This window comes from Thermoanaerobacterium aotearoense (assembly GCF_009905255.1).
Taxonomy (GTDB): Bacteria; Bacillota; Thermoanaerobacteria; order Thermoanaerobacterales; family Thermoanaerobacteraceae; genus Thermoanaerobacterium; species Thermoanaerobacterium aotearoense.
In genome coordinates this window covers 1,284,432-1,297,773 of sequence record NZ_CP047602.1, presented here as the reverse complement: position 1 = coordinate 1,297,773, position 13,342 = coordinate 1,284,432, and the positions used below count along the sequence as shown (strand labels likewise).

15 protein-coding genes are annotated in these 13,342 nt (G+C 32.6%); all 15 read right to left on the bottom strand.

What is annotated here, in order from left to right; genetic code table 11:
* Positions 1-54: 54 nt before the first annotated feature.
* On the bottom strand, positions 55-1,266 hold the full coding sequence (locus GSH73_RS06440) for a peptidase U32 family protein (RefSeq protein WP_014758827.1): 1,212 nt from the start codon (positions 1,264-1,266) through the stop codon (positions 55-57).
* A 4-nt stretch (positions 1,267-1,270) separates the two neighbouring features.
* Complete coding sequence (locus tag GSH73_RS06435; protein ID WP_014758828.1) at positions 1,271-1,900, bottom strand: O-methyltransferase; 630 nt, start codon at positions 1,898-1,900, stop codon at positions 1,271-1,273.
* A gap of 17 nt (positions 1,901-1,917) precedes the next feature.
* A complete protein-coding gene (mltG, locus tag GSH73_RS06430) occupies positions 1,918-2,943 on the bottom strand; it encodes an endolytic transglycosylase MltG (RefSeq protein ID WP_038068715.1) in 1,026 nt (341 codons plus the stop codon).
* A 102-nt stretch (positions 2,944-3,045) separates the two neighbouring features.
* The gene (locus GSH73_RS06425) at positions 3,046-3,375 is read right to left on the bottom strand and encodes a YlbF family regulator (protein WP_014758830.1); all 330 of its coding nucleotides are present in this window, start codon (positions 3,373-3,375) and stop codon (positions 3,046-3,048) included.
* A gap of 12 nt (positions 3,376-3,387) precedes the next feature.
* Positions 3,388-5,058: a ribonuclease J gene (locus GSH73_RS06420; protein ID WP_014758831.1), complete on the bottom strand. Its 1,671-nt coding sequence runs from the start codon at positions 5,056-5,058 to the stop codon at positions 3,388-3,390.
* A 149-nt stretch (positions 5,059-5,207) separates the two neighbouring features.
* A complete protein-coding gene (locus tag GSH73_RS06415) occupies positions 5,208-5,648 on the bottom strand; it encodes a Fur family transcriptional regulator (RefSeq protein WP_013787920.1) in 441 nt (146 codons plus the stop codon).
* Positions 5,649-5,971: 323 nt separating this feature from the next.
* A complete protein-coding gene (locus GSH73_RS06410; protein ID WP_014758832.1) occupies positions 5,972-6,277 on the bottom strand; it encodes a DUF1292 domain-containing protein in 306 nt (101 codons plus the stop codon).
* 63 nt (positions 6,278-6,340) lie between these two features.
* Positions 6,341-6,763 (bottom strand): Holliday junction resolvase RuvX, encoded by a 423-nt coding sequence (gene ruvX, locus GSH73_RS06405; protein ID WP_014758833.1) that lies wholly within the window; start codon positions 6,761-6,763, stop codon positions 6,341-6,343.
* Positions 6,764-6,827: 64 nt separating this feature from the next.
* Positions 6,828-7,079 (bottom strand): IreB family regulatory phosphoprotein, encoded by a 252-nt coding sequence (locus tag GSH73_RS06400; RefSeq protein ID WP_014758834.1) that lies wholly within the window; start codon positions 7,077-7,079, stop codon positions 6,828-6,830.
* 83 nt (positions 7,080-7,162) lie between these two features.
* Entirely contained in the window at positions 7,163-9,796 is a 2,634-nt protein-coding gene (gene alaS, locus GSH73_RS06395; protein ID WP_160175245.1) for an alanine--tRNA ligase, read from the bottom strand.
* A gap of 107 nt (positions 9,797-9,903) precedes the next feature.
* Positions 9,904-10,935 carry an AI-2E family transporter gene (locus GSH73_RS06390; protein WP_014758836.1) on the bottom strand — a complete coding sequence of 344 codons (1,032 nt, stop codon included), beginning with the start codon at positions 10,933-10,935 and terminating at the stop codon, positions 9,904-9,906.
* A gap of 36 nt (positions 10,936-10,971) precedes the next feature.
* Positions 10,972-11,118, bottom strand: coding sequence for a hypothetical protein (locus GSH73_RS13450; RefSeq protein WP_014758837.1), 147 nt, complete (start codon positions 11,116-11,118; stop codon positions 10,972-10,974).
* Between the two features lie 118 nt (positions 11,119-11,236).
* Positions 11,237-11,602, bottom strand: coding sequence for a hypothetical protein (locus tag GSH73_RS06385; RefSeq protein WP_014758838.1), 366 nt, complete (start codon positions 11,600-11,602; stop codon positions 11,237-11,239).
* Positions 11,603-11,786: 184 nt separating this feature from the next.
* A complete protein-coding gene (locus tag GSH73_RS06380; RefSeq protein ID WP_014758839.1) occupies positions 11,787-13,070 on the bottom strand; it encodes an MFS transporter in 1,284 nt (427 codons plus the stop codon).
* A gap of 26 nt (positions 13,071-13,096) precedes the next feature.
* The gene (locus tag GSH73_RS06375; RefSeq protein WP_014758840.1) at positions 13,097-13,300 is read right to left on the bottom strand and encodes a hypothetical protein; all 204 of its coding nucleotides are present in this window, start codon (positions 13,298-13,300) and stop codon (positions 13,097-13,099) included.
* Between the last annotated feature and the right edge of the window lie 42 nt (positions 13,301-13,342).

The window sequence follows — 13,342 nt, the reverse complement described above, 5'->3', positions numbered from 1 at the left end:
AAAACTCCTTTCTGGGTTTATTATTTCCCACAAAGGAGTTTAACATTCACAAAACTATACTTTTTTCCTAAGAATGTAATATTTTTCTACCTTCCTCTTTAATGGAATCTTCACAATCATCTGTGGATGTGGCGCAACTTCGATTTCATTGCCTTCTATATCATACATTTTATCAATAGTTTCCGTAAACATATCTTTAGGACCTACGATCTCTACTACATCACCTGAAAAAAATCTGTTTCTTTGCTCAATTACAGCCATTCCGCTTTTATCATCGTAATCCATCACCATTCCAACAATATTGTAATTTCTGATGTATGATGAAAAATCATAATTGTGTGATTCAGAGCCAGGCTTTCCGAAATAAAAACCAGTCGTAAAATCTCTATTGCTTACTTTGCCTAATTCTTCCAAAAGACTTTCATCAAAAACATATTTATCGCCAAATTCCAGATAATCATCAATTGCTTTTCTATAAGCTTTTGTCACAACAGCAACATAATACGAGCTTTTGTTTCTGCCTTCTATCTTTAGGCTGGTAACACCTGCTTTAATGACATCCGGAATATACTTTATCATGCACAGATCTTTTGAATTCATTATATACGTTCCTCTGTCATCTTCTTCTATCCTCATGTACTGTCCAGGTCTTTTCTCTTCAACAAGATAATATTTCCATCTGCATGGATGTGTACATTCACCTTTATTTGCATCTCTTCCCGTTAAGTAATTGCTAAGAAGACATCTGCCAGAATATGAAATGCACATTGCACCGTGGACGAACACTTCCAATTCCAAATCATCTGGAGTCTTTTGTCTAATCTGCTCTATTTCTTGCAGTGACAATTCTCTAGCCAAAACAATGCGCTTCGCACCTAAGTCATGCCAAAAAATTGCGCTTCTGTAATTAACGTTATTAGCCTGTGTGCTTATATGAATTTCAAGCTTTGGCGCAACTTCCTTAACTATTGAAAACACACCAGGATCAGAAATTATCACTGCGTCTATTCCCGTTTTACTAACTTCGTGTATATATTCTGGCAATCCAATAAGGTCATCATTGTGAGGAAATATGTTTACAGTTAAATAAGCTTTTTTGTCATGATTTTTAACGTACTCAACTGCATATTTTATCTCATCCATGCTAAAGCCGACTGTAGCTCTAAGTCCATAATTGTTTCCGCCGAAATAAACAGCATCGGCTCCATAATTTATCGCAACTTTCACTCTTTCTATATCACCGGCTGGCGACAATAATTCAACCATCTTTTCACTCCTTTACGCTTATAGACAGTCCATCACCTATGGGTATAATTGTCGTAGATATCTCTGTCTTGTTTAAAACATACAAGATAAAATCTCTCATCCTGTAAACTATTGTTCTTGGCTTATGTTTTACATGCTTTTCAGCAGCAACATAACCTTTATACAAAATATTATCGCAAATCAAAATGCCTCTATCATTTAATAATCTTAAAGATTCGTCAAAAAATTCCTTATAATGGCCTTTCGCTGCATCAATAAATATTAAGTCGTACTTTTTATTAAGGCAAGGCAAAACGTCCAAAGCATCGCCTTTTATAAGTTCGACCCTATCTAAAAGAGAAGCTTTAATAAAATTATTTTTTGCCATCTCAGCCATATCCATGTCTTTTTCAATAGTAAGGATTTTACATTTTTCATAAGCTAATAGCATCACGATAGAAGAATATCCAATGGCTGTGCCTATTTCTAAAATATTTTCTGGCTGCTTGACTTTTATAATTGTCTCCAAAAATTTCGCAACTTCAGGTTTTACGATTGGAATAAAATTATCACTTGCATAACTCTCGATTTCTCTAAGCAGCCCTTGACTTACATCAAACAATTGCCTTATAAATTTTATGTCGCTATCTATCATAAACGGCACCTCTTATTTTAATTGACCTTTTTTTCTGCATTTAACTGATCTAAATACGTCTTGCTAAAAATATGAGAGCCATCACTTTGAGCCACATAGTAGTAATAATCATGTTTCGCAGGATTTATAGCTGCTTCTATGGATTTTAAACCCGGATTGCTGATCGGCCCTATCGGCAATCCGTAATGCAAATAGGTATTATATGGTGAATTAACTTTCAAATCATCAAGAGACAATTTGTCTTTGTGCTCTCCTATGGCATATTCAACGGTAGCATCAATCTGCAATTTCATGTTTTTATTTAATCTGTTGTATATTACACCAGCAATAAGTGGTCTGTCTTTGTCTATTTTAGCTTCTTTTTCAATCATTGAGGCTACTATCACAATTTTGTCGGTAGTCATGCCAACATTTGTCTCTTTCCCTTTTATATAAGATTTATATATTTCGTCAAACCTTACCAGCATAAGATTTATAATATCATGAGCGCTGGTTCCTCTTTTTATTATATATGTGTCAGGGAAAAGATATCCCTCTAAGCGATCAGGTCTATCTTTAGGAATATCTTTTAAAAATTCATAATTAAACACACCATTTTGAGCTTCATTCATAAAATCGCTTTTCTTGACTATCCCCATCTGCTGCAAACGGTCTGCAATCTCACTTACAGTAAATCCTTCAGGTATAGTAAATTTGACAGTATCTAATACAACCTTTCCTTCTTTTAGCTTCTCAATTATCTCATCCGTAGTCATATTTGAACTTAAAAGATACTTTCCTGCTTTCATTTGGACGCCATCATCGTAAAATTTTGAACGAAAAATAAAAAACCACTCGCTTTTTATTAAGTCTTTATTTCGCAATATCTTAGCTATTTCTAAAGTAGACGCACCTTGCGGTATGACAACTTCTTTTTCAGTCGGGTTATTATCAACAGGCTTAAACAAACTCTCATAATATATAGCCGCTGATATGATAAAAAAAACTACAATGACAATCGTAACAAGCGATCTTTTTTTTACTTTCCCCTTTACATTTATCATCATGAGCTCTCCTCAAATCAAAAATCGACACTTTATACAAAGATTATATAATTATATACAAATAAAAACAAGTAAGGTTTTTAGCCTACTTGTTTTTATTTGTTATTTTAAATTAACAACATCCATTATAATCTTTGTAATGTCATCCATTATCCTGGAAAAACTGTATTCTGCAGAAAGATAAGCATTTAATTCAGGATTTAAGCTTAGTATATCATAAAGCTTTTTCAGCATTTCTTCATCTTCTTTTGTTATTTCTTTTCCCGTCAGTTCTTTCGTCTGAATTTCTAATTGTTTTTTCCTAAAATCTTCTAACATTTTTTTATTTTGTTCATTAGACTCAATTTTTTTGAATGCATCTTTAAATGCTTTATATTCAGGCAGCTCTTCTATTGCTCTTTTTAATTCATACGCTTTATCATATACGTTCATACATTAATCCTCCTATATTTCCATTATTATAGGTAATATCATTGGATTTCTCTTTGTTTTTTCATATAAAAAGCTGCTTAAACATTCCTTAATCATAGTCTTTATAGACGACCATTCTGTTATATCATCCTTCTCACATTGTGAAAGAGTTTCTTTAACGAGATTTTTAGCTTCCTCCATCAAATCTTCTGATTCTCTCACATATACAAAGCCTCTCGATATTATATCAGGTCCAGCGATTACAGAACCTTTTTCTTTAGATATGGTGACAACAACCACCAACAAACCATCCTGAGAAAGATGTTTCCTATCTCTCAAGACTATATTTCCTACATCGCCAACTCCTAATCCGTCAACCAATACTTTGCCTGCAGTTACTGTACCGGCAATCCGACCCGAATTTTTCGTAAATTCAATCACTGTACCATTATCAGCAATGAATATGTTTTTAGGATCCATACCAAGATCTTCTGCCAGTTTGGCATGTTGTTTCAAATGCCTGTATTCTCCATGTACGGGAATAAAAAATTGCGGTTTTATTAGTGTGTGGAGCAGCTTGATTTCTTCTTGGCATGCATGTCCGGATACATGTACATCAGCCAGTGCATCGTAAATTACTTCTGCACCCTTTTTGAACAGTTGATTTATCACCCTTGATATTAATTTTTCGTTGCCAGGTATAGCAGAAGCAGATATCACAACTGTATCACCTGGCACTATCTCAACTTTTTTGTGTTCTGAAGATGCCATTCTTGTCAATGCTGACATAGGCTCTCCTTGACTGCCAGTAGTAATAATGACTACTTCATTATACGGAAGTTTATTAGCTTCATCGATATCTACAAGTGTACCTTCTGGTATGCTTAAATACCCTAATTCATTGGCAACATTTATGACATTTATCATACTTCGCCCTGAAATCGAAACTTTTCTTCCATACTTGTAAGCAGAATCGATTATCTGCTGAACGCGATGAATGTTTGATGCAAATGTAGCTACGATTATCCTCTGTTCAGCTTTTCTGAATATATTGTCAAATGTGTCTCCAACAGTTTTCTCAGACATCGTATAACCTGGTCTTTCGATATTTGTACTATCACACATCATGACGAGAACGCCTTGTTCTCCTAATTCGGCAAATCTATGAAAATCAGCCACTTCTCCACCAATTGGTGTAAAGTCTATCTTAAAATCGCCAGAGTGAAATACGACTCCAACAGGTGTATGAATAGCCAACGCTGCCGAATCAGCAATGCTGTGAGATGTTCTTATAAATTCTACTTTAAGTTGCCCAAACGTCACTGTCTCTCGAGGTTTCACCGTTACCAATTTGCTATCTCTTAAAAGCCCATTTTCTTTTAATTTGTACTCAACTAAGCCAAGCGTCAAACGTGTCCCATACACAGGCACATTTAATTGCCTTAGAACATAAGGCAAAGCTCCAATGTGGTCTTCATGCCCGTGCGTCAAAACGATAGCCCTGACTTTTTCTTTGTTCTTCAATAAATACGAAATGTCTGGGATGACAAGATCTATACCCAACATCTCGTCATCAGGAAAAGCAAGACCGCAGTCAATGACAATAATGTCATTTCCGTACTCAATTACGGTCATATTTTTCCCGATTTCATTTAACCCGCCCAAAGGTATGATTTTTAATTTTGTCTTATTTGTCAAATACATATCTCCCTTCTTCGTTAATATCGCTAATAATATTTTAACCAACAACAATAAAACATTACCCGTACAACACACTAATTAATTGTATTATACTTTATTTAGTGCTCATCTTCAAGTAGATATAAAAAATTAAGCCCGTCAATCTGACAGGCCTAATTTTTATTTTGTTTGCACTTGCTACAATATCCAAAAAATTTTACATTATGATCGATTATTTGAAAATTCTTTGTATTTTCTATCGCTTCTTCTAAATTCTCCAGCAAATCTCCCTCCATTTCAATCACACTGCCACATTTTAAACAAATCAAATGGTGATGCTGATGATCTTCATTGTGATAAAGTTCATATCTGCTGCGTCCATCATCAAAATTTAATTTGTATATTATGCCCATTTCATCAAAAAGCTGTAACGTTCTGTAGACAGTAGCAAGGCCTATCTCTGGATACTTTTCCTTTACAAGGTCGTATATTTCCTCTGAAGACAAATGCTTTTCACGATTTTCTATTATAACGTCAAGTATCGCCCTTCTCTGTGTGGTCAACTTAAATCCTTTTTGTTTCAAATTCTCCTTTATATCATCTATTTCGTTCACTTTTTCACCACCTTACATTTTACCTGTTTATAAAAGTTTATGCATTATATTCTCAATTGTCAACTATTTTTGCAAAAATAAAATTAGCTTTATCATTAATATAACCTTATATTAACACAAAAAAAGATGTATTTTCAATTGAAATTAAAAATATTTTTATAAATCCTTTATTTGCACATAAAGCATAGATCTTTTAAGATAAATAACGTATTTTTTGAAAACGACAATAAAAATAGAAAGATTTGAATGGTGTTATTTCCCAGGTAATATTTGTTATAAGATATGGCTTAGCTTAAAAAAATAGATATACCTTCCAGGTATATCTATTCGTCGTCATGATGGTGATGGCAATCACAGTCATCATCACATTCATATTCTTCCAATAATTCATTGTAAGCTTCTACTACATCATTAAACTCATCTTCGTCATCTATTCCGACAAATATGTCTTCACCATTTTCATCCTGCTCAACTCTCAAAATATACGCATCATCGCTGTCACTATCTATCGGAGCAACAACGGCATATCTTGTGTCATCAAGTTCAAAAGATGAAATGAGTTCAAAATCTACTTCATTGCCATCTTCGTCGATAAGCTCAATAATGTCATTATTAAATTCATTATCCAACAAAATCACCTCATTTCTTATACCGATAATCCCATTGTATTATACAAAAAATTTCCTGTCAAGTTAAATTGATTTTCTTTTATAATCAAGATATCCTTGTAAAATTATCGTCGCTGCCAATTTATCTATGACTTTCTTTCTCTTGTCCCTTCTCATGTCAGCACTTTCCACAAGCATCCTATTAACCTCGACTGTCGTCAATCTTTCATCCCACAACATAATGGGTAAATCAATCTCTTTTTTTAAATGCTCCACAAAATCAATGACTTTCTGCCCTTGAGTTCCTATTGTACCATTCATATTTTTAGGAAAACCAATGACAATTTCCTCTACTTTAAATGCATCTATAATCTTCTTTATCTCAACTATATCATTATCTAAGCTTTCTCTTCTTATGGTTTTAATCCCCTGTGCTATAAGCCCTGATGGATCGCTTACTGCAATTCCTATTGTTTTATCACCAACGTCTAACCCTATTGTGCGCAATTCTACTCTCTCCATTCACGCATACAATATGCCTCACACGTATATGATGTGTGAGGCTAAATTTTTATTTCTCTAAATAATTTTTTACTAATTCCTCCACTAATTCATCTCTCTCAATCTTTCTTATAAGATTTCGAGCATTTTTATGGCTTGTTATATATGTAGGATCACCTGACAGAATATAACCGACTATCTGATTTATAGGATTATACCCCTTTTCCAACAAAGCATCATAGACAGAATTCAGTATGTCTTTCGCTTTACTGTCTTCATTTTCAAAATGAAATCTTACGGTTTCGTCATTGCGGTCGGTCATCTTTATCACCTCTATGGGATTTTCATTTAATATATTATACGACTATAATATATTAAACTATGAATGGTAGTCAAGTTAAATTTTTATTGAAGCCTTTCAACTGTCAAAGATCTTGAAGTTTCTATAGCTATATTTATCTTTTCCAAATTATTGCCAACACCTTGAGCCATATCAGCCCGTCCACCGCCTTTGCCATCTGCAACTCGGCATATTTCCTTTATGATATTGCCAACGTTAATTCCACGTTCAACAACATCTTTTGTCGCCATTCCTACAAAATTAATTTTTTGATCTTTTGTTGTAGCAAATATTATAACAGCGCTTTTTAATTTATCCTTTAGTATATCTCCCATCATCTTAAGCTCATCTACATCCAAATCATTTAATACAGCACTGACAAACTTTACTCCACTTATATCCTCTGCAGAATTAATTAACTTATCCGACATTGATATAACTACTTTTGATTTTAGCTGTTCTAATTGCTTTTCTAAATCTTTTATAGTTTGACTTAAATCAGCAATCCTATTCACAATGTCTTTTTCATTGACCTTTAGTATCTGTTCTATATTAGAAATTAATTCTCCTTTTTTATTCAAAAACTCCAAAGCACCTAATCCTGTCACAGCTTCAATTCTCCTGACACCTGCAGCAACACCACTTTCTGCAATGATTTTAAAAGCTCCAATTTGAATAGTATTAGTGACATGGGTTCCTCCACAAAGCTCCTTACTATCGTCAGAAATATTTACGACCCTTACCATATCACCATACTTTTCTTGAAAGAGTGCCATCGCACCTTTCTTAATAGCTTCATCCTGTGACATAATGTCTACAGATACATCAATGCTTTCGTAAATCTTTTTATTTACCTCATCTTCTATCGTCTTTATTTCCTCAGAGGTAAGACCTTGATAATGGGTGAAGTCAAATCTAAGCCTCTCTGGAGTAACCAAAGATCCTGCCTGATGTACATGATCACCTATAAACTTTCTCAATGCACTGTGCAGCAGGTGTGTTGCAGTGTGATTTCTGGCTGTGCTCATTCTGCTTTTCTCATCTATGATAGCCTCTACTGTGTCTCCTACATTTAAAATGCCTCTTTCGACAGTACCAATATGGATAAATTTATTTCCACCGGCTTTTTTGCAATCTTTTATGTTAATATAGACATCTTCGTTTTTTATTACACCGCTGTCTCCAACTTGACCACCGCTTTCTGCATAAAACGGCGTCGTATCTAAAATGATATTTACTTCTTCTCCAGCTTCAGCAGAATCCACTATCTCATTGTCCTTTATAATAGCCAAAACTTTTGCATCCGATTTAAATACATCATAGCCTATAAATTTTGTTTCAATGTCTTTCATAGTTGAATAAATATCTTTTTCCCAAAGGGCATTGTCCTCTTTCCTGCTGTTTCTGGCCCTTAGTCTTTGCTTTTCTAATTCTTGTTGGTATCCATTTTCGTCTATTGACATACCAGATTCATTCAGTATCTCTTTAGTAAGCTCAATAGGAAAACCGTATGTATCATATAATTTAAATGCTTTGATACCATCCAGTACATTTCCTCCAGAAGCTTTCAAATCATTGATATATTCATCAAGTATATCTAATCCTTGGTCAATCGTTTCTTTAAACCGCTCCTCTTCTTTTTTTTTTACATTTTTTATGTAATCTTTTCTTTCTTGTATTTCAGGGTACGCACCTTTATAGTGTTCGACAACAACATCCACTACATTATATAGAAATGGCCTATCAAGTCCTAATAACTTGCCATATCTTGCTGCCCTCCTTAATAACCTCCTTAGAACATAACCCCTACCTTCATTTGACGGCAATATCCCATCAGAGATCATAAAGGTAACTCCTCTTATATGGTCTGTTATAACTCTTAATGACACATCATTTTTCTTATCATCGCCATATTTTACACCAGCCATCTCGCCAACATAATCAGTAATGCCGCGAATCACATCCACGTCAAATATGCTGTCAACCTCTTGCATTATGGTCGCTATTCTTTCAAGCCCCATACCTGTATCTATATTTGGCTTAGGCAGTGGATTGTAGTTCCCTTCTGCATCTTTGTCAAATTGCGTAAATACGAGATTCCAAAACTCAATAAATCTGTCGCAATCACATCCAACACCGCAAGTAGGCTTTCCACAGCCTTTGTCCTCTCCCCTGTCAAAATATATTTCTGAGCACGGCCCACATGGTCCTGTACCAATCTCCCAAAAATTATCTTCCTTACCCATTCTAACAATCTTCTCTGGTGGAAGTCCAACGACTTTATTCCATATTTCATATGCCTCATCATCGTTTTCATAAATAGTCACCCATAATCTGTCTTCAGGCAACTCTAAAACTTTTGTCACAAACTCCCATGCCCATGGAATTGCTTCTTTCTTAAAATAATCGCCAAAAGAAAAATTGCCCAGCATTTCAAAAAAAGTCCCATGCCTTGCTGTCTTTCCAACTCTATCTATATCAGGAGTCCTAATGCATTTCTGGCATGTAGTAACTCTTTTGCTTGGCGGAATTTCCTTACCGGTAAAATACGGTTTCAAAGGAGCCATTCCAGCATTGATAAGCAGTAAACTTTTGTCGTTTTTAGGTACAAGCGAAAAACTTGGCAATCTTAAATGTCCTTTGCTTTCAAAAAAACTAAGATATTTCTCCCTTATCTCATTCATTCCGAGTTTTTCCATAAATATCCTCCTTATGTTTACAAAAAAACGCCCTACAAGGGACGGCAGAAACCTTCTCTTTTTATGTATATTTTACAAGAAAGCCTAATTAAAGTCAACAATTGCAATTATACCTCCATAAAAATATCTTTAAATATCACTTTTGCTACCGCTACGACAGGAACTGACAAAAGCATACCTAATACTCCGAAAAACTGCTCTCCCACCAAAAGAGCAATTATGACTGTTATAGGGTGCAAATCTACATTGTCGCTCATTATTTTGGGAGCTATTATGGCACTTTCGATTTGTTGTACTAAAAAAAATATAGCAAATGACCATATGCCTTTATAAAAAGAATCCATAAGTCCCATAACAACTGCTGGAATCGAACCCAGTATAGGCCCAAAATATGGTATTATATTTAATATACCGGCTAATATTCCTATCAGCAATGAATATTTTACTCTTAATATCATTAGTCCTATTGACGTCAAAATTGTCACTATTAACGAAATATATATTTGACTTCTAATGTAATTACTTAAGACATAGTCAATGTCTTTTAAGATTTTCAAAAAACTTCCTCTCATTTTTTGCGGTATAAATTGGTTGATGCCATTCTTTAAAGCTTCTTTGTCTTTTAGTAAGTAAAAAGTAATAATAGGTGACAATATCAAATTTACAAGATGATTTGTCATCGAGATAATGCCTTGCATTGCTCTGTCGATTATTAATTCCATTTGTCTATTAAACATATTCGCTCGTTTTGCAAATATATTATTGAATTCTCTTGGCAAATATGATAAATAATCATTTTTTATATTATTGATTTTGTAAGTCAGCAAACTAACATAATCTGGTATCATTTTAAAAAGATTCGATATTTCATTCGCAATTACTGGAAATATAAAAATAGCAAAAAGTGATAATACAATCATCAGCAAAAAATAAACAATTATTATAGATTGCACTCTTTTTATACCTTTCCTTTCAAGGTATGTCACAATCGGATTTATGAGATATGCAAGTATAACAGAAACCAACAAAGGTAACAAAATTTCTTTTATTTTATTAGCATTTCTATAAAAAAAATACAAAGCAATGATCGATATAATTATCCATATAATGTATTTAATATATCCTTTGCATATTCTCATATAAAACACCTTTAAATAAAAGGGCTAAAAGCCCTTTTACATTTTATTTGCCCTACGCGCAATTTTGGTTAAACCCATCTGAATTAATTGCCTCATTTTTTTTGAATTAATTCTCGGTAAAATAAATGCCGCTGCCGCTGCGCCAGTCAAGAAACCCTTTAAATATTTGCCTTTGTCCTCCATGATAATCCTCCTATCTTAAATTTCAATCAAGCGTAAACCTGCAAGTACAAAAACTTTAATTCAACATATCGATGATTTTAGTATTCCACTTTTTTAAATTAGTAAACCTGTCATTTTATTATTTCCAATACAAAGATGACGATATAGAATATCCGGATAATATTGTCAAAAGTGCTATTACATTCGATGATATTATATTCCTATTTAAAATTCCATTAAACGATAAAATATAAATCATAGCAGACGGCAACATAAGAGGAATGAAGTTCCATATATCAAATTTTAATTTACTGTCATTAATAGGTTTATATAACAGCTTTGAAAAGCCTATCAAGATCCCAAAAACAAAATAAATTAATGACATGCTCAAAAATGCCGTACGTATGTTGAATGACTGTGAAAGCACTAAATCTATCCTTTTGATTATTAAAGCGCTGATTAACAAATAAAAATACATTGAAATAATATAAAATTTTTTAATCATATCATATTAACTCCTTAAATTTTATTATATTCCGATTCACTGACATAAACTCCCATAATAAACTTATATAAAAAAATTTAATAAAAAATAGAGACAAATGCTCACTTCTATGGTATTAATATGTTGTTATCACACTATAATAATACCACTCAAAAGAGTTATAGTGATACTGTCACAAAATTTATTACCCTATTCCATCATTTGTAGTTACAAAGTGTTCCTGATCACCATATAATAAATAATTTTTAAAAAACAATATTACAACAAAATTTATAGAAGCACATATAATGATATTTATCCAACCGGGAATTTTGTCAAGTAAAATTCCAAATATCATTTGCCCTAATGGAGTCACTATCATTAAGCAAGTACTTATCGTTGCTATTATTCTTCCCATTAACTTTAAAGGTATTACTATTTGCAACATAGTAGTCAAAGCTATATTCCCGATGGATGTAATTAATCCGACAAAAAATATTATTATCATTAAGCTTATGTATGGTTTAAGAATGTAAGAAAAGCCCTGCAAATAGATAGGAGAAATTGTAAATGACAATAAAAAATATAATATAGAAACCGAAAATATATCTAAGAATAATATTTTACCTAATTTATATTTTTTTGTAATTATACTAGATATGAATGGTGATGCGATCATAGAAATAGCAAATGTAGATTGCAAAATTCCATATTGATAATCTGTAATTTTTAATATTTGTTTCGATATATATGTCAACCCTACAGATAATATAGGATTTGATGTGAAGTTAATAATTATACCTATAATTAATATATTCAAAATTAGCCTTTTACTTTTAATAAAATCAATACCCGTTAAGAAGTCATTTAAAAACGAAATTAGGTTTATTTTTCCTGGATCATCATTTGTTTTCTGTATTTCTAACATAGACTCACACATAAATGAAAGAAGAAAACTTATAGCATTAATTGTCAATATTATGAATATATTAAAAACTTCTAATAAAATACCAGCTATAACAGGTGAAATCAAATTTGCTATATTCATAAACATCGTATTAATACCATTAACATCCGCTAATTCATAATCTTCTGCAATGAAAGGCATAACTGCTGTTATTGTAGGATTAAACATTGAGGAGATAGTAGAAAGTAAAACTGATAAAATATAAATTTGAGTTAATGTTAAAACGCCATTTATTTTATAAATGATAGCATAAATTGCAACAATTGCTGCGCTTAGTAAATCTAACATCATAAGTAATTTCTTTTTATCAAACCAGTCGGCAATGACACCTGCAATATTGCCAAATACTATTTGAGGTACTAAAGTAATAGCCAATACTGATGCAAATTTTGTTGCAGAGCCCGTAATTTTTAAAACGTACAACGATAATGCAAAATTTTGCATTTCACTTCCAATAAGAGATACAAATTTCCCAGTAATAAGAAATAAAAAATTCTTTTTTCTAAAGAGAGAGAGATTCATCTATTTACCTCCCGTAAGTATTTATATCAATTGACGAATCTTAAAAGTCCAAATACAATCAAATTCTGCACATTCTTTTGTGCTATAGAATTATCAATGATTAATTTTATTACAAAGGGTTTAGCCAAAGATAAAACAGTCGATATTATGATCACTGAAAAACCAATAATCTCTTTAGCTATAAATGGCTTTATGATTTTAAATATGTACTTAAAATCACCTTTCTTCATAATAACGTGTCTTCCTTTCTTACAATATGACAAATAAACTTT

Excerpts from the sequence above, each read along its gene's own strand:
- GSH73_RS06440 (WP_014758827.1), bottom strand. The coding sequence starts at position 1,266 with ATGGTTGAATTATTGTCGCCAGCCGGTGATATAGAAAGAGTGAAAGTT.
- GSH73_RS06435 (WP_014758828.1), bottom strand. The coding sequence starts at position 1,900 with ATGATAGATAGCGACATAAAATTTATAAGGCAATTGTTTGATGTAAGT.
- mltG (WP_038068715.1), bottom strand. The coding sequence starts at position 2,943 with ATGATAAATGTAAAGGGGAAAGTAAAAAAAAGATCGCTTGTTACGATT.
- GSH73_RS06425 (WP_014758830.1), bottom strand. The coding sequence starts at position 3,375 with ATGAACGTATATGATAAAGCGTATGAATTAAAAAGAGCAATAGAAGAG.
- GSH73_RS06420 (WP_014758831.1), bottom strand. The coding sequence starts at position 5,058 with ATGTATTTGACAAATAAGACAAAATTAAAAATCATACCTTTGGGCGGG.
- GSH73_RS06400 (WP_014758834.1), bottom strand. The coding sequence starts at position 7,079 with ATGACCGACCGCAATGACGAAACCGTAAGATTTCATTTTGAAAATGAA.
- alaS (WP_160175245.1), bottom strand. The coding sequence starts at position 9,796 with ATGGAAAAACTCGGAATGAATGAGATAAGGGAGAAATATCTTAGTTTT.
- GSH73_RS06390 (WP_014758836.1), bottom strand. The coding sequence starts at position 10,935 with ATGAGAATATGCAAAGGATATATTAAATACATTATATGGATAATTATA.
- GSH73_RS13450 (WP_014758837.1), bottom strand. The coding sequence starts at position 11,118 with ATGGAGGACAAAGGCAAATATTTAAAGGGTTTCTTGACTGGCGCAGCG.
- GSH73_RS06385 (WP_014758838.1), bottom strand. The coding sequence starts at position 11,602 with ATGATTAAAAAATTTTATATTATTTCAATGTATTTTTATTTGTTAATC.
- GSH73_RS06380 (WP_014758839.1), bottom strand. The coding sequence starts at position 13,070 with ATGAATCTCTCTCTCTTTAGAAAAAAGAATTTTTTATTTCTTATTACT.
- GSH73_RS06375 (WP_014758840.1), bottom strand. The coding sequence starts at position 13,300 with ATGAAGAAAGGTGATTTTAAGTACATATTTAAAATCATAAAGCCATTT.